Origin of the sequence: Mesorhizobium sp. M0208 (assembly GCF_040322015.1) — a bacterium.
Taxonomy (GTDB): domain Bacteria; phylum Pseudomonadota; class Alphaproteobacteria; order Rhizobiales; family Rhizobiaceae; genus Mesorhizobium.
Window position 1 is genome coordinate 70,117 of sequence record NZ_JAMYSP010000018.1, and the last position, 15,216, is coordinate 85,332.

Genomic DNA, 15,216 nt, shown 5'->3' on the forward strand with positions numbered 1-15,216 from the left:
CTGCCCTCAGTTGCCGTTCTGGAACATGCGGGCGTTGCCCGGTTGGTAGCCGGCGCCCGGCGTGAGGAATCTGCGGCGCTGTTCGCGGCCCTGTTCGGCCGCCGCGGCCTGCTCGGCCGATTGAAGCGCTTGCGCCCGGCCGTTCGCGGCGACGACGGCGGTCAGGTCGGCGAGCTGCTGTGCCTGGAGACCGAGGAGCTGATTGCCGGCCTGCGCGGCCTGCAGCGCGCCGGTGGCACCCTGGCTCTGCCCGATGAGGGCAGACATCTGGGTTCGATTGGTGTCGATGTTGCCGACGACGCCGGCTTGGACACGCATGGCGTCCTGAAGGCCGCCGACGGTGTTCTGCCAACGCTCGCGAGCCCCAGCGATCAACTCCTGGTCCGAGGCCGAGAGCGAGGCATCGCCGTAGGTCGTCTCGAACGCCTGGTCGATCTTCTGTACGTCGAAAGCGATGTTCTGCGCCTCAGAGAGGAGTTGCTGCGTCTTTTCGACGGACTGCTGCAACTGCTGGAGCGAGGAAAAAGGCAGGCTCGCGAGGTTGCGGGCCTGGTTGATCAGCATCTGCGCCTCGTTCTGGAGCGAGGTGATCTGGTTGGTGATCTGCTCCAGTGCGCGGGCGGCCTGAAGGACGTTTTGCCCATAGTTCGTTGGATCGAATACGATGAGGGCGTGTGCCGATGTCGTGATCATCGGCGACAGCGCGATAGGCGCGGCGAGGAGTGCGGCCGCGAAGCGGGCGACGCGCGAGCGGGATCGGATAGTCATGATTGGGCCTCCGGCTGGGTTTGGGGACTGAGGTTCGCGAGCTCGGGGATGAGGTCGGCCGCCCACGCGACGCCGCGGGCCCGGAGCCATGCGGGCACGAAACCGTCGCGGCCGTGTTCAGCGAGGACGCGCTCGATCGCGGCCTGATCCGTCTTGGACGAGGTGGCGGTGAGAGCGAGGGCCACTTCGCCGAGACCCAGCTCGAACAGGCGGTTGCCACGGCGGCTCTGGCAGTAGTAGTCGCGCTTCGGGGTTGCCCGCGCGAGGATCTCGATCTGCCGATCGTTGAGGCCGAAGCGCCGATAGATCGCCGTGATTTGCGGCTCAATCGCCCGCTCATTCGGCAACAGCAGTCGTGTCTGGCAGCTCTCGATGATCGCAGGCGCGATCGCGCTGCGGTCGATGTCGGAGAGCGACTGCGTGGCGAAAACAACGCTGGCGTTCTTCTTGCGCAGCGTCTTCAGCCATTCGCGGAGCTGGCCAGCAAATCCCTCGTCGTCCAACGCGAGCCAACCTTCATCGACGATCAGCAGCGTCGGCCGACCGTCGAGGCGGTCCTCGATGCGATGGAACAGATAGGAGAGCACGGCCGCTGCCGCGCCTGTGCCGATCAGCCCTTCAGTCTCAAAAGCCTGGACGGACGCCTCGCCGAGCCGCTCCGTCTCGGCGTCGAGCAGCCGGCCGTATGGACCGCCGACACAATAGGGTCGAAGGGCCTGCTTCAGGGACGATGATTGCAACAGGACGGAGAAGCCCGTCAGCGTGCGTTCCGCCATCGGGGCCGACGCGAGCGAGGTCAGCGCCGACCAGAGATGCTCTTTCACTTCCGGCGTAATGGCGACGCTCTCGCGCATAAGGATCGCCACAATCCAGTCCGCGGCCCAGGCGCGCTCGCGCGCGTCATGGATACGCGCGAGTGGCTGGAGCGAGACAGACGCCGCGGCCCCCTCGGTCAGGTTGCCGCCGAGGTCATGCCAGTCGCCGCCCATGGCGAGCGCCGCAGCGCGGATCGAGCCGCCGAAGTCGAAGGCGAAGACTTGGGCTTGGCTGTAGCGCCGGAACTGCAAGGCCATCAGCGCCAGCAACACCGATTTGCCGGCGCCGGTCGGACCGACGACGAGAGTGTGACCGACATCGCCGACGTGCAGGGAAAACCGGAATGGAGTCGAGCCTTCGGTCCTGCCGAAGAGCAGGGGGGGCGCTGCAAAATGCTCGTCCCGTTCCGGCCCCGCCCACACCGCCGAGAGCGGGATCATGTGGGCGAGATTGAGGGTGGAGATCGGCGGTTGCCGAACGTTGGCGTAGACATGGCCGGGCAAACTGCCGAGCCAGGCGTCGACCGCGTTGATCGTCTCGGCCATCGCGGTGAAGTCGCGACCCTGGATGACCTTTTCGACAAGGCGCAGCTTCTCGTCGGCAATGCGTGGATCGTCGTCCCAGACGGTGACGGTCGCTGTGACATAGGCTTGCCCGATCAGGTCGGAGCCCAGTTCTTGGAGCGCAAGATCGGCGTCGGCCGCCTTGTTCGCCGCATCGCTGTCGACAAGCGTCGACGCCTCGTTGGTCATCACCTCCTTGAGGATCGCGGCGATCGACTTGCGCTTGGCGAACCATTGCCGGCGAACCCTGGTGAGCAGCTTCGTCGCATCGGTCTTGTCGAGCATGATTGCGCGTGTCGACCAGCGATAGGGGAACGCGAGCCGGTTCAGTTCGTCGAGGACGCCAGGTGTCGTCGAGGTCGGGAAACCGACGACAGTGAGGATGCGCAGATGCGACTTGCCGAGCCGTGGCTCGAGGCCGCCGGTTAGCGGCTGGTCCGCCAGCAGCGCGTCGAGATACATCGGGATCTCGGGCACGCGCACGCGATGGCGCTTCGTCGAGACCGTCGAGTGGAGGAATGTCAGCGTGTCGGCATCGTCGAGCCATGCGCATTCGGGCATGAAGCCCTCGACGAGCTGGAGCACCCGGTCGGTGCGATCGACGAAGCCGCGCAGGATCGCGCGGGCGTCGACGCCGCCTCGCGCCTTACCCTCATAGAGCCAGCTCTCGGCGCGCGCGGCGTCCTCGGCCGGCGGCAGATAAAGGAAGGTCAGGTAGTAGCTGGACTCATAATGCGCGCCTTCTTCTTCGAAGTCGGCTTTGCGTTCGGCGTCCACGAGGGCGGATGCCGCGTCGGGAAACCGGCTCTCGGGATAGCGCTGCGCCGGCAGCCGGGCGGCTTCGACGAAGATAGCCCAGCCGGACCCGAGCCGGCGGAAGGCATTGTTGAGGCGTCCGGCGACCGCGACCAGTTCGGCGGGCACCGACGATTCGAGATCCGGCCCGCGAAAGCGCGCGGTCCTCTGGAAGGAACCGTCCTTGTTCAGGACGACGCCTTCGCCCACCAGCGCCGCCCAAGGCAGGTAGTCGGCCAGATGGGAAGTCGTGCGGCGATACTCGGCAAGGTTCATCATGGCGGGTCCCCTGATCTTTCTCCTCAGACGTTCAGATGGCCGGGGATGCGCAGATGCCGGCGCACCACGTCGACGAACATCGGATCGCGCTTGGCTGCCCACACGGCCGCGAAATGGCCAATAACCCAAAGGACCAGGCCGACCAGCCAGAGCCGCAGGCCGAGACCGAGAGCCGCGGCAAGCGTCCCGTTCAGGATGGCAACCGAACGCGGCGCGCCGCCGAGAAGGATGTGGTCGGTCAGCGCACGGTGGACCGGGGCGGTGAAGCCCGGAACTTCGCCACTGTGGTCGAGGGCGCCACTCATCAGATCAGCGCCCCGCCGCCAAACGAGAAGAACGACAGGAAGAAGGAACTGGCCGCGAACGCGATACTCAGTCCGAACACGATCTGGATCAGCCTGCGGAAGCCGCCCGAGGTGTCGCCGAAGGCCAGCGTCAGGCCGGTGACGATGATGATGATCACCGCGACGATCTTGGCGACCGGCCCCTCGATGGATTCGAGGATCGATTGCAAGGGGGCTTCCCAAGGCATCGAGGAGCCGGCCGCATGGGCAGATGGCGGCAGTAGAAAAGTGGCGTAGGTGACGAAGGCCGCGGTCGCGATGTGACGGTGGAAATTGGAGGCGTGACGGATCATGGACGGTCTCCTTGGGGCTCGAGCGTTGCTGGAGTGATGACGTAGTCGCCGGTCTGGCCGAGGCCCGCGACGCGGGCGAGTTCGGCGAGACGGCGGTGCGTGCCGCGACCGGAAAGCACGGCCACCAGGTCGATGGTCTCGGCGATCAATGCGCGCGGCACGGTGACGACGGCTTCCTGGATGAGCTGATCCATCCGCCGCATCGCGCCGAGAGCCGTCCCGGCATGAATGGTGCCGATGCCGCCGGGATGTCCGGTACCCCACGCCTTCAAAAGATCCAGCGCCTCGGCGCCGCGGACCTCGCCGATTGGAATGCGATCGGGCCGCAAGCGAAGCGATGAGCGCACGAGGTCGGAAAGGGAGGCGACGCCGTCCTTCGTGCGCAGCGCGACGAGGTTGGGAGCTGCGCACTGCAGCTCGCGCGTATCCTCGATCAGCACGACGCGATCAGAGGTCTTGGCGACCTCGGCCAGCAGCGCGTTGGTGAGTGTCGTCTTGCCGGTCGAGGTGCCGCCGGCGACGAGGATGTTCTTTCGGGAAGCGACGCCCGCACGAAGTACCTCGGCCTGGTCGGCCGTCATAATGCCAGCGGCTACATAGTCGTCGAGCGTGAAGACGGCGACGGCCGGCTTGCGGATCGCGAAGGCCGGGGCCGCGACGACCGGCGGCAGAAGGCCCTCAAACCGCTCCCCCGTTTCGGGCAGCTCGGCCGAGACGCGCGGGCTACCGGAATGGACCTCCGCGCCGACGTGGTGGGCGACGAGGCGGACGATGCGCTCGCCGTCGGAGGGCGACAGCCGCTCGCCCGTATCAGCGAGCCCGTGGGAAAGACGGTCGACCCAGAGCCGCCCGTCGGGGTTGAGCATCACCTCGACTATTTCGGCGTCTTCCAGAAATCCGGCTATGGCTGATCCAAGGGCCGTGCGCAGCATGCGAGCGCCACGGCTGAACGCCTCAGACTGCTGGTAGGAAATCGCCATGTCGTCCCCTTTTGCCAAAGGACCGCTGCGGCGGTTCTGGCTCGGGGATGATTAGAAGAGACAGGAATCGAGGCTTTGCAACAACTACTATGCAGCGTCGTGGTCTAGCGTATGAATACAGGCAAACGACGAGGGGCCGGATGCCTGGGCTCGGTTTGCAAGGACTAATCAGCGCTCATCGCCCGACTCGCCGGTGTCGCTTGCCGAACTGACACCGCCGATGTCGTCGGGAATTTCCCTCAGAAAGCTCTGTCCTTTCTGCAGCCGCCGGCCCAGCGCTTCGATGAACCCCTCGAACCGCTCGCGGCCTTTGATTTGCGCCGCGGCCTGGGCGTCGTTCGGCAAGGGCGGCGTAATCGTCAGCCAGAAGCGGACGAACAGCGCCAGCGTCTCTGCGGTAACACCGAGATCGCGCTCCATGCGCTGTACCTGTCGCGAGAGCCGGTCGAGGCGACGGGTGAACGCCGCCTCTCGCCGGTCGGCGCCGTCCGGTGACAGGAAGGAGGCGACCGCCGCCTCGACGATCGCCGAGCGGGACAGCTTTTTGCGATCGGCAAGCTCGGCGATTTGCTTCAGCATCGCGGGCGGAAAATAGACGTTCATCCGGTCGCGCATGATCCAGTCTCACATCTCGATGCCGTCGTTGGGATCGAGCGCGACCTGGCGGGCGACGCCGCGCATCTGCTGGCGCAGGATGCGGCCCTGCCGCGCAGTGTCTTCCGGCTCGTCGTCATCGATGATGGCGAACTCTTCCTGCGACCTCAGTCTGCTAGTCTCCCTCGCGATGGCGACGTGATCCGGCAGCTCGGGCTCGCGCCGCAGGCCGCTATTGGCCATGTCCTGTTCAGCCTTTTCCACTGCGGCTCCAAGCATGGCTGAAGGCGTTTGCGGAGAAAGCTCGGACCAGCTGTCCGCGCGTGCTGATCGGACGGTTGTTGCCGGATCCGGGGGCGGCAGGACGCGGTCCTTGAATCGGTCATCCTCGTAGTAGCGCGCCTTTTTTGCACGGATCGGCGGGGTACCGGCCACCATGACGATCTCGTCACTCGGCGGGAGTTGCATCACCTCGCCCGGGGTGAGCAAGGGCCGCGCCGTCTCGGAGCGTGAGACCATCAGATGGCCGAGCCAGGGCGACAGACGATGCCCGGCGTAGTTCTTCATCGCCTTCATTTCGGTGGCGGTGCCAAGCGCGTCCGAAACGCGCTTCGCCGTCCTCTCGTCATTTGTCGCGAAGCTCACCCGGACATGGCAGTTGTCGAGGATCGAGTTGTTGGCGCCGTTGGCCTTCTCGATCTGGTTGAGCGATTGCGCGATGAGGAAAGCTTTCAGGCCGTAGCCGGCCATGAACGCCAACGCGCTCTCGAAGAAATCGAGCCGGCCGAGCGCCGGAAACTCGTCGAGCATCATCAGGACGCGATGGCGGCGGTCCTTCGCGTGGAGATCTTCGGTCAGGCGCCGACCGATCTGATTGAGCACCAGCCGAATGAGCGGCTTCGTGCGCGAGATGTCGGAGGGAGGCACGACAAGGTAGAGGGTCGCCGGCCTTGGCTCGGCGACGATGTCAGCGATGCGCCAGTCGCAGCGGCTTGTCACCTCGGCGACCACGGGATCACGATAGAGACCAAGAAACGACATTGCGGTGGAGAGGACCCCGGATCGCTCGTTGTCGGATTTGTTCAAGAGCTCGCGCGCCGTCGAGGCTACGACAGGATGCGGGCCGGCCGCTCCGAGATGCGGCGTCGTCATCATCGCCGCGAGCGTGGTCTCAATCGGCCGCTTGGGATCGGACAGGAATCCAGCGACGCCGGCCAAGGTTTTGTCGGGCTCGGCGTATAGAACATGCAGGATCGCGCCGACGAGCAGGGAGTGGCTGGTCTTCTCCCAGTGGTTGCGCTTTTCGAGCGACCCTTCGGGATCGACCAGCACGTCAGCGACATTCTGGACGTCGCGGACTTCCCACTCGCCCCGGCGCACCTCGAGAAGCGGATTATAGGCAGAGGATTTCGTGTTCGTGGGATCGAACAGCAGCACGCGCCCATGCCTGGCGCGAAAGCCTGCCGTGAGCTGCCAGTTTTCACCTTTGATATCGTGGACGATGGCAGAGCCTGGCCAGGTAAGAAGCGATGGCACGACGAGGCCGACGCCTTTACCGCTCCGCGTAGGCGCGAAGCACAGCACATGCTCCGGCCCGTCGTGCCGAAGATAATCACGATCGAGCTTGCCGAGAACGACGCCGTCTGGACCGAGCAGCCCAGCGGACTTGACCTCGTTCCGGTTTGCCCACCGCGCCGAGCCGTATGTCTCGACATTCTTTGCCTCGCGCGCCCGCCAGACCGACATGCCAATCGCCACCACGATTGAGATGAAGCCGCCGGAGGCCGCGATGAACGCGCCCTCGACGAAGATCGGCGGCGCATAGGCTTCGTAGAAATACCACCACCAGAAGAAGGCTGGCGGATAATAGAACGGAACGCCCGCCAGTTCGAACCATGGCGCGCCGAGTTGCGGCTGGAAGCCGAGCCTCCATGCTGTCCACTGCGTCGCGCCCCAGGTCGTGGCGAGCACGATCAGGAAGACGACAGTGATCTGGCCCCAGAGGATTTTCGTGGCGGACAATAGCAGGTTCCTCGACAGCAAATGTCATCAAGGTCGGTGGTCCGTGCAGAGGATTGCAAGGCGTCATCTTCGCAGGTCGCAGTCCCGGCGACGCTAGAGAACATATACAGGAGGAAGAGCAGGCGGGCGACGGCGGCGGGCCGCCCTGGTTCCGTCATCCGCCGGCGAAGGCAGTGGAACGCTCGCAATTATGAAGCGTCCTGTTCGATAGTCGATCAGACGGCTCGTTTCGGCACGAAAATCGGCAGGGCAACCTTCCGCGTCGACGAGAAGTCTTGAGCGCGCCTATCTCCTATTGTCGGACGTTCCGTGGATGTATTCGTTCGCAACGTTGGTGGCGGCAGCCATCCCGCGCTCTCCCTTGGGAGTGTCATTCCATCATGATGACCTCGCCCAGATCGGCGAGGCGCTCGATCACGTGATCCGGTCTGAATGGAAACCGCTCCATGTCAGCCCGTGTGCTCACACCAGTAAGTACAAGCGCTGTTTTCAGGCCCGATTCCAATCCGGCGACCACGTCCGTATCCATTCTGTCGCCGACCAGAATCGTATCGGCCGCACTAACTCCTAGCCGGTCGAGCGCGCTTCGCATCATGAATGGGTTCGGCTTCCCAACGAAGTAGGGCTGGCGGCCGGTAGCCTTCTCGATCAATGCTGCAACCGCGCCGCAGGCCGGATGGAATCCGCGCTCTGTCGGGCCGGTCGCATCCGGATTGGTGGCAAGAAACCACGCGCCCTTTGCAACAAGCGCGGTGCCAGTAGCGATCTGCTCGTAGTGATACGAAGTCGTATCGCCGAGGACTACGAAATCGGGGGCAAATTCAGTGATCCGGCAGCCTGCGCTCCGCAGGGCCTCGACTAGCCCGTGGTCGCCGATAACATAGGCGGATGATCCGGGCTTTTGCAACTCGACGAACCGCGCGGTAGCCAGTGCCGAAGTGTAGATGTGTTCAGGGGTTACGGGGAAGCCAACCACTCGGAGACGCTCGGCATGATCTTCCGGCGTAAAGCGAGAGTTGTTAGTGAAGATTTGAAACGGCTTGCCAGTGGCAACCAGCGCCGCGATATAGTCGATCGAGCCTTCAATCGGTTGGCCGCCGCGGACTAGAACCCCGTCCATGTCGAGAAGGTGCGCTGTGATCATCATATCTCAACCATCAATCTTTGGGTGGACGCGCGGCTTGAGCATGTGCTGTGTCACGCGCGTGGCAATTTGCGAGAGTTCCGGCAAAATACTCATTCAGAACGATGGGGGAAGGGCACCCAATCGGTCGTGCGGTAATAGGACGTCGCAGCGTGAAAAAGGGCCGCGACGTAATCCGGTCGCCGGGCTCACTGGCCCAGCCGTTGCGTGGATGCTTGCGCACATGCGCTGCGTGTCGGCGATAGACAGACCGTGATCGGGCCAACGCCTGCCATCCAGCACCCTTGAAGGGGTCCGTTCCGCTGGTGACAGTGAATGGCGGGGTTCCATGCCTTCACAGCGTTGCAAACTACAATCCAAGCCCCCGTTTCCGGCCGAAGCTCCATTCGATGCCGCCTCCATCCTTGGCAATGCCGGCGATGCTCTGACCGAGTTTCTTCTCGAGTGGCGGCGACCATGGCACGAGCTGGAAGCCGAGGCCGCTGTCGATCATCGCGAAGCGGCCCGACGTGAGCGTGAGGCGCTGACGGTAGACCCCGGCGACATGCTCGCCGGCGGCCGCCTTCATGTGCGGCAGGCCGGTCTCGGCCGAAAGCCGCGCCGCGGCGGCGTCCAACTCGCGGCGGCTCAGAGCGTTGAGGAGATCGCGCTGCAGGATGACGCGCTGGCCCTGTCGGCGAGCAAACCCTTCCTCGGCGAGATAATCTCGACGGGCCGACATGGCATCGCGGACCTCGCGACCGAAACCGCCCATCGCAAGCGGCATCGGTTCGCGTTCGACTAGCCGATGATCCAGCCAGGTCGCGCCCGGCGCGGTGATCTGACGGTTCAAATCGAAGTCCGAGCGATTGGCAAGCACGAGCGTCGGCTGCTCGTCTCCCGGTTCGCCGAAGCGGCGAACCTCGACGATGCCGCCGATCGGCGGTGAGTGCTCGAACGCCTCGATGCCGCGGAAGCGGACGTGGTGCGCGCGGCCGTCTGTACCGTCGATCACTGCGTAGGCTTCGCCGGTCAATTCGTTCTGAAGGCCCCTGTGCACCAGCCGGCCGATGATGGGCGCGCCTGTCGCGCCCATGTCGATCACATAGTCGGCGATGCCGCGATCCTGCCCGCGCTCGGTAAAGGCGCGGTGCATCGTCTTGATGATGTCGCCGCGCATGCCGAGGTCGCGGAGCGAACGCTCGTTTTCAAGACCGACCATCCATTCGCCGGGACCGACCGGGGTGGCGAGGCCCACCTTTTCAAGATGCTGGAGCCGGCCGATCATCAAGCGGCGTGTTTCGGGATCGGCGCCGCCGGTTGCTTCGGGGCGCAGGTCAATATACCCGGTCTCATCGGCGGCGATGCGGATCTCCACGTCGAGCCGCGTCCAGCGCTCCGCCGTGATCTCCTTTTTCAGGGAATTGCGGAGTTCCTGCTCGGGTCGTGGCCCGAGTTCGATCGACACCAGCTCCTCGGCACGCGAGCGCAGGCCTCGGCTGATGTAATCGCGCGAGATCACGAGGTCCGCGCCGGTGTCGTCGACGCCACGCACCAGCAAATGAACGTGCGGGTTGTCGGTGTTCCAGTGGTCGACGGCGACCCAGTCGAGGCGAGAACCAAGATCGGCTTCCATCTGCCTCGCAAGTTCGCGCGTGAAGGCTCGAAGGTCCGTCATCTCGCCGGCGTCCTCGGGCGAGACGATGAAGCGAAAGTGGTGGCGGTCGTTCTTCGAGCGCTCGGCGAAGGCCGTGTCGTCGGCGCGGTCGCCATCGGCGTCGAACATCACCGCCTTCTCGCCGTCACGGGTGACGCCGTCGCGCTTCAGATAGGACAGATGTGCGGACAAAGGGGCGGAGCGAAATGCCTTGCCCGAATGCCGGGTAATCCGGGCGGCGACTACGACACGTCGGCTGGAAGAGAAGAGCCGGTTCCGGCTGAAGTTGATCCGGCCGCGCCCGAAACTGGAGCGGCCTAGAATCGGCGAGCGGCCGCTCCTTGGCCCCGAACTGGGCCCGCTATCGGTGTGACCAGCGCGTTTGGCGGCCCGTAGTACCTGATTGACGAAGCTCTTCGCCTTCGGCGCGCGGGTGCTGCGGATACGCCCTGGCCGGACGCGAAAGTCGCTGTCGCCCTCGCTCATGGCCGGCCTGCCAACAGGGGCGATAGCCGCACAGTGCCGGAAATCACATTGAAATCGTTGATAAAATCCTCAAGCGCGGCACGCGCCCCGACCGATAGGCACGCCGGAAGCCAAGCCATATCAATGGCTTGGCTGACGACCGGCGAGCCCCTTTTATCTTGCCGTCCTAAGGTCGTGTTTCCCTGCCACTCCCGCAATGCCGTCCTTCCTTCGCCACTCCACGCCGGGCAGCGTGATCCCGCGAAACTCGTCATCGTGGGCCCGCAGTGCTGGGACGGGCGATGAACAGGCCGTCGGAAACGGGCGAGATGGCGGAGAGATCGTGCACGGAAGTTGCCTCCGGGGCGTCGTCGGGCTGACGGTCGCGCGGTGCAGGATCAACAGCCGGCGTGTGCTCGGACTGGGCGGCGAACAGCGGTGCGCGCGTCCAGTTATTGCGCTCGACGGCCCCGGCTACGACGAAAGGGCGATCGATTTTTCCGCCTCCGACAAGAGGCGCGAGCGCAGCGACGTAGGCGCGGGTTTCGGCTGGTAGCGCACGGCGGCCAGCGAGATATTCCTCGTAGCGGCCGGGACCAGCATTGTAGGCGGCGAGGAAGCCCGGTGATCCATAGCGGTCGTGCATTTCGCGCAGATATGCCGCGCCCGCCAGTATGTTGTCGCGCGTGCTGTAGGGATCGCTGCCGAGGTGATGGCGAAGGCGAAGTTCCGTCCACGTGTCGGGCATGATCTGCATCAGCCCCATGGCGCCCGCGGGCGAGATCGCCCGGACGTCGCCATGGCTTTCGGCACGCATGACGGCGCGTATCCAGGTCTTTGGAATGTCGAAACGCCGCGACGCCTCGGCGATGATAGCAGCGTAGGGGTCGCCTGCCGCCCTCCGTTCGATCGGCGCATTTTGCGCGACTGTAGCGGGCGGCAAGGCGGCGACCGAAAGAAACCCGGAAAGGAGAAGGAATGCGCTACGGCGAGCGACCTTGGGAAGGCCGGCGGAGGAGCGACGGCGAGTGAGCGGCATGGCGTCACTCCCGCTCGCCACGCTTGGGTGGACGGTTCCAGTGCAGCGACCACGACGCATCGTCGGCATCGGATCGGAAAAGGTTGGCCCGGATCGGCTGCATGAAGACGGGATCGTCGACAGCAGCGAGACGTATTCGCCGGCCTTCTCTCCGGTATGCTTCCAGCCGGCACCAACCTCCAGACCGTCGCCGTCCCCGAGATGAACGCGATAATCCGGCGCGTTCTCGGCCTCCGACGGCTCGGCTGGAACCAGGGCGACCTGCACGTCAAGGCTGAGCGTGCGGAGGTGGCCGGAGTATCCGGACTTCGTGCGGGTGAACTCTCCGATCTGTGGCATGTGGCGCCCCTTTCTGCACTGGGCGTTGAAAGTTCAGGCGTGCTCAGTGGGTCTGGGCGCGCCATTCGTAGCGTCCGGTCCCGTCCTCATCGGTCCACAGCGGCACCGCGCGGCCGATGATCGAACTGGTCTCAATCGGCCCGAAGTAGCGGCCGTCGAGGCTGTCGCGAACGTCCCAGTTCATGAGGAAGAGTTCGTTGCTGGCGATGCGGCGGCAGCCCTGCCAGACCGGCAGCGGTCGGCCAAGCCGGTCGCGTTCGAGCGCCTTACCCATCGCGATGCCATCGACGATGATACTCACGCCGTCGCGACAGACTTCCTGTCCGGGAAGGCCCACGACCCGCTTCATCAGTGGCACACCGCGTGGCAGATAACCGCCGTCGGCGAGGAAGCTCGCCAGCGGCTCCGCTGCGTCGATGGCGACCAGATCGGTCACCTCGATCCGTCCGGCTGGCTGCATGCTGTAGAGACCGATCGGCGCGCTGGCTGACGCGTTCCAGATCAGCTTCGGCGCAACATGAATGAAGGACAATCCGCCGATCGCCAGCACGGCGAAGTACGTGGTCATGACGTAGCCCACCCGCCTCATGGTTCGGCCCTGCGGCGCTGGAGCCAGGCGTGATGACGCTCGCGGGTGTAGGGGCGGGGCTCCTGGTCGGCCTTTAGACGGTTGTGGACATGACGCCAATGGTCGGGCGTGACATCGACGGGATCGATGCCGAGCGCCTCAATGGCGTCGATGGCCTGCAGCACGCGCTCGACCTTCGGCCAGCGGTCGACTTTCAGCAGGATGTCGCCGCCTGGTCTGACGAATGGCAGCGTCTGGAACGGTTCGCCGTCACGAACCGCGCGCAGGATGTCGATGCGCGAGATGATCGTGCCGAAGTCGTTCGCCGCCCAGCGGACGAAGGCGAAGGTGGTGTTGGGCGCAAACCCGACGACGCGGTGGCGCTGGTCGAGAACCTGCTCGTCAACCTTGCGACCGAACCTGATCCAGTGCTCGATCCGCTTCTCGATCCACGTCAGCTCAACGAGGGTTGTGGATGGTGTGGCAACGTCGGACTGTCGGCCGCCGCGCATGCGAGGCGTCTGGTTTCGGGTCACGGTGTGTCTCCTTGGCTCTCGGGAAATTCGCGGGCGAGCAGGTCGCGCAGCATGTCGGCGACGGTCTGGCCGCGCTGGAAGGCGACGATCTTGATGCGACCGCGCAGCTCGGGTGTGACGTCGATCGTCAGCCGGGCGGTCAAAGCGGAGCCGTCACTGCTTCGACCCGGCGGCGCTATCCCGGATTCCTTGATCCAGTCCTCGGCGGTGCCGGGACGTGCGATGAAGCCGCGCTTCGGGGATCGCCCATTCATGGCGCGATCCTTCCAACTTCGGCAGCGAAGGCCGCAATCTCGCGTGAAGACGGGCTATCCTCATCTGTCTCAAAGACGAGGCGACCCGATTGCGCGGAATCGGCAAAGGCGACGCGCTGGCCAATGGTCGCGGCGAGCACGGGCGGATCGTGATCGGCCAACGTCTCTGCTGTTTCGCGAGCGATGACAGTGCGCGCGGCGCAGCGATTGAGCACGAAGCGAGCGGCAAGCCCCGGACGGTAGATCCGCGCCTCGCGGATCAACGCCAGCATCTCGGCCGACGCCCAACCATCGAAGGGAGACGGCTGAACCGGCACAAGCGCAAGATCGGCTGCGAGCAGCGCCGAGCGCATCAGCGCGGCGACACGGGGCGGCCCATCAATGACGATATGATCGGCACCCCGGGCCAGTTCGGGCGCCTCGCGATGCAGTGTATCGCGCGCCAAGCCGACAACCCCGAACAGCCGTGGCAGACCTTCCCGGGCGCGCTGCTGCGACCAATCGAGAGCCGAGCCCTGCGGGTCGGCATCGATCAGCGTGATGCGCTTTCCCGTCCTGGCCCATTGCCCGGCGAGATGCAGCGCCAGCGTGGTCTTGCCGACGCCGCCTTTCTGATTGAGGAGCGCTACGATCATTTTGCCCCTCGCGGCTTAGGTTCGAGGGGAAGTTCAGGTGTCGGAACACCGGAATTACTGAAAGACGTATGCGGGAAGATCGGGGGCTGAAGCGTCTGTGTTTCGTCGCGATTGCCGCCGTCGGCAGAGCTTTCGACGATGCCGCGCGCGCCATAAGAGTTAGATTCTGAGTTAGACTCTAAGTTAGGAGCGCGATTTTCGCTTGCCGTGCAGTCGGTTAACCCCGGTTTGGGTTCCCGATAGCACGAGCCTGGGGTTCCCGATGGCACGATAGTGCGGGTTCCCGATAGCACGAGGCCGTCCACAGGTCTCCCTTGAGAAGACGGCTCGAAGGAGAGCAGCACCCGACCGCTGATTTCGACCTCGATGAACAGGGTGTACCCGGGCAGCGGCTGGCGTCTGACGATGTCGCGCAGCTCGAAGGCAAACCGCTTGAAGGGTGAGAGGCTACCGGACTTCAGGTAGAGATGGCGGAAGTCGAAGCGCCAGCCGGCGCGCTGTCGGCCGCCATGCTTGCGCACGAGCCGATAGAGCCAGCGGTCGAGCCCGCCCGTCAGCGAAAAGTAATAGCGGTCGATGGTGAGAACGAGGGCATCGTGGAGGACCGCCTGGTAGAACCAGTCGGGAACGATCAGCTCAATGCCGGCAGGACGACCGTGATGATCGGTGCGCTCGACCCATTCGTTGATCCAGGAGAAGCGGTGCCGACGGCCCTGCGCGGGCTGGCGGATTGTCGTCGCTACCGTTGTCGATTGCAGTCGATCGAGCGCCGCTTTGAGGCGCTGGTAGTCACGAACGCCGACGCCGCGTCCGATGAAGGTGAGAATTTCGTAGGGCGTGGCCGCCATGAGGCGCGACGTGCGCAAACCGGCGTCGCGCGCCTCGACGATCTGGCTTGCAGCCCAGATCAGGATATCCGCGTCCCAGATGGTCGCCATACCATGTTCGGGCACCGCTTCGACGCGAATGACGACGTCCGAGGCGGTGAAATCGATCGGCTTTGTTCGATGGGATTTGGAGAGGCTGAAGAACGGATAGGCCATCAGATCCTGAGTGTCTCGGGGTGCGAGATCGCCGCCGCGCGTACGAAACAGTTCGAGCTGTCCGCGTTCCGACGGAGGGCGACGGCGCACCGGCATTGAGGAA

At 64.7% G+C, this 15,216-nt stretch carries 15 protein-coding genes and 1 pseudogene; all 16 read right to left on the reverse strand.

The features are described from left to right. Nucleotides 1–6: 6 nt before the first annotated feature. Entirely contained in the window at nt 7–768 is a 762-nt protein-coding gene (gene trbJ / locus NKJ17_RS19025) for a P-type conjugative transfer protein TrbJ (protein WP_352689689.1), read from the reverse strand. Beyond that, complete coding sequence (gene trbE / locus NKJ17_RS19030) at nt 765–3,221, reverse strand: conjugal transfer protein TrbE (RefSeq protein WP_352689690.1); 2,457 nt, start codon at nt 3,219–3,221, stop codon at nt 765–767. Before trbE ends, trbJ begins: the two co-directional genes overlap by 4 nt. Nucleotides 3,222–3,244: 23 nt before the next feature. Beyond that, nucleotides 3,245–3,526, reverse strand: a complete 282-nt coding sequence (locus NKJ17_RS19035) for a VirB3 family type IV secretion system protein (RefSeq protein ID WP_352689691.1) — start codon at nt 3,524–3,526, stop codon at nt 3,245–3,247. Then, nucleotides 3,526–3,858 (reverse strand): TrbC/VirB2 family type IV secretion system protein, encoded by a 333-nt coding sequence (locus NKJ17_RS19040; protein ID WP_352689692.1) that lies wholly within the window; start codon nt 3,856–3,858, stop codon nt 3,526–3,528. Before NKJ17_RS19040 ends, NKJ17_RS19035 begins: the two co-directional genes overlap by 1 nt. Further along, nucleotides 3,855–4,838 (reverse strand): P-type conjugative transfer ATPase TrbB, encoded by a 984-nt coding sequence (gene trbB / locus NKJ17_RS19045; protein ID WP_352689693.1) that lies wholly within the window; start codon nt 4,836–4,838, stop codon nt 3,855–3,857. The genes NKJ17_RS19040 and trbB overlap by 4 nt, the downstream gene beginning before the upstream one ends. Before the next feature lie 168 nt (nt 4,839–5,006). After that, nucleotides 5,007–5,453, reverse strand: a complete 447-nt coding sequence (locus NKJ17_RS19050; RefSeq protein WP_352689694.1) for a ribbon-helix-helix domain-containing protein — start codon at nt 5,451–5,453, stop codon at nt 5,007–5,009. A 9-nt stretch (nt 5,454–5,462) separates the two neighbouring features. Next, nucleotides 5,463–7,454 (reverse strand): conjugal transfer protein TraG, encoded by a 1,992-nt coding sequence (locus tag NKJ17_RS19055; RefSeq protein ID WP_352689695.1) that lies wholly within the window; start codon nt 7,452–7,454, stop codon nt 5,463–5,465. Nucleotides 7,455–7,824: 370 nt separating this feature from the next. After that, entirely contained in the window at nt 7,825–8,598 is a 774-nt protein-coding gene (locus NKJ17_RS19060; protein WP_352689696.1) for an HAD-IIA family hydrolase, read from the reverse strand. A gap of 349 nt (nt 8,599–8,947) precedes the next feature. Next, entirely contained in the window at nt 8,948–10,720 is a 1,773-nt protein-coding gene (locus tag NKJ17_RS19065; protein WP_352689697.1) for a relaxase/mobilization nuclease domain-containing protein, read from the reverse strand. Nucleotides 10,721–10,970: 250 nt separating this feature from the next. Continuing rightward, nucleotides 10,971–11,807, reverse strand: coding sequence for a lytic transglycosylase domain-containing protein (locus tag NKJ17_RS19070; RefSeq protein ID WP_502906558.1), 837 nt, complete (start codon nt 11,805–11,807; stop codon nt 10,971–10,973). After that, a pseudogene (locus NKJ17_RS19075) lies at nt 11,743–12,077 on the reverse strand (DUF736 domain-containing protein). Before NKJ17_RS19075 ends, NKJ17_RS19070 begins: the two are co-directional and overlap by 65 nt. A 43-nt stretch (nt 12,078–12,120) precedes the next feature. Beyond that, a complete protein-coding gene (locus tag NKJ17_RS19080) occupies nt 12,121–12,666 on the reverse strand; it encodes a S26 family signal peptidase (RefSeq protein WP_352689699.1) in 546 nt (181 codons plus the stop codon). Continuing rightward, the gene (locus tag NKJ17_RS19085) at nt 12,663–13,157 is read right to left on the reverse strand and encodes a DUF2840 domain-containing protein (RefSeq protein WP_352689734.1); all 495 of its coding nucleotides are present in this window, start codon (nt 13,155–13,157) and stop codon (nt 12,663–12,665) included. Before NKJ17_RS19085 ends, NKJ17_RS19080 begins: the two co-directional genes overlap by 4 nt. A gap of 20 nt (nt 13,158–13,177) precedes the next feature. Further along, nucleotides 13,178–13,435 carry a hypothetical protein gene (locus NKJ17_RS19090; RefSeq protein WP_352689700.1) on the reverse strand — a complete coding sequence of 86 codons (258 nt, stop codon included), beginning with the start codon at nt 13,433–13,435 and terminating at the stop codon, nt 13,178–13,180. Further along, entirely contained in the window at nt 13,432–14,070 is a 639-nt protein-coding gene (gene parA / locus NKJ17_RS19095; protein ID WP_352689701.1) for a ParA family partition ATPase, read from the reverse strand. Before parA ends, NKJ17_RS19090 begins: the two co-directional genes overlap by 4 nt. After that, on the reverse strand, nt 14,067–15,209 hold the full coding sequence (locus NKJ17_RS19100) for a replication initiator protein A (RefSeq protein ID WP_352689702.1): 1,143 nt from the start codon (nt 15,207–15,209) through the stop codon (nt 14,067–14,069). Before NKJ17_RS19100 ends, parA begins: the two co-directional genes overlap by 4 nt. Nucleotides 15,210–15,216 lie beyond the last annotated feature (7 nt).

Coding starts and splice junctions, on each gene's coding strand:
- NKJ17_RS19080 (WP_352689699.1), bottom strand. CDS start 12,666: ATGAGGCGGGTGGGCTACGTCATGACCACGTACTTCGCCGTGCTGGCG.
- NKJ17_RS19085 (WP_352689734.1), bottom strand. CDS start 13,157: ATGCGCGGCGGCCGACAGTCCGACGTTGCCACACCATCCACAACCCTC.
- trbE (WP_352689690.1), bottom strand. CDS start 3,221: ATGATGAACCTTGCCGAGTATCGCCGCACGACTTCCCATCTGGCCGAC.
- NKJ17_RS19070 (WP_502906558.1), bottom strand. CDS start 11,807: ATGCCGACGATGCGTCGTGGTCGCTGCACTGGAACCGTCCACCCAAGC.
- NKJ17_RS19035 (WP_352689691.1), bottom strand. CDS start 3,526: ATGAGTGGCGCCCTCGACCACAGTGGCGAAGTTCCGGGCTTCACCGCC.
- NKJ17_RS19040 (WP_352689692.1), bottom strand. CDS start 3,858: ATGATCCGTCACGCCTCCAATTTCCACCGTCACATCGCGACCGCGGCC.
- NKJ17_RS19100 (WP_352689702.1), bottom strand. CDS start 15,209: ATGCCGGTGCGCCGTCGCCCTCCGTCGGAACGCGGACAGCTCGAACTG.
- parA (WP_352689701.1), bottom strand. CDS start 14,070: ATGATCGTAGCGCTCCTCAATCAGAAAGGCGGCGTCGGCAAGACCACG.
- trbB (WP_352689693.1), bottom strand. CDS start 4,838: ATGGCGATTTCCTACCAGCAGTCTGAGGCGTTCAGCCGTGGCGCTCGC.
- trbJ (WP_352689689.1), bottom strand. CDS start 768: ATGACTATCCGATCCCGCTCGCGCGTCGCCCGCTTCGCGGCCGCACTC.
- NKJ17_RS19060 (WP_352689696.1), bottom strand. CDS start 8,598: ATGATCACAGCGCACCTTCTCGACATGGACGGGGTTCTAGTCCGCGGC.
- NKJ17_RS19090 (WP_352689700.1), bottom strand. CDS start 13,435: ATGAATGGGCGATCCCCGAAGCGCGGCTTCATCGCACGTCCCGGCACC.
- NKJ17_RS19065 (WP_352689697.1), bottom strand. CDS start 10,720: ATGAGCGAGGGCGACAGCGACTTTCGCGTCCGGCCAGGGCGTATCCGC.
- NKJ17_RS19050 (WP_352689694.1), bottom strand. CDS start 5,453: ATGCGCGACCGGATGAACGTCTATTTTCCGCCCGCGATGCTGAAGCAA.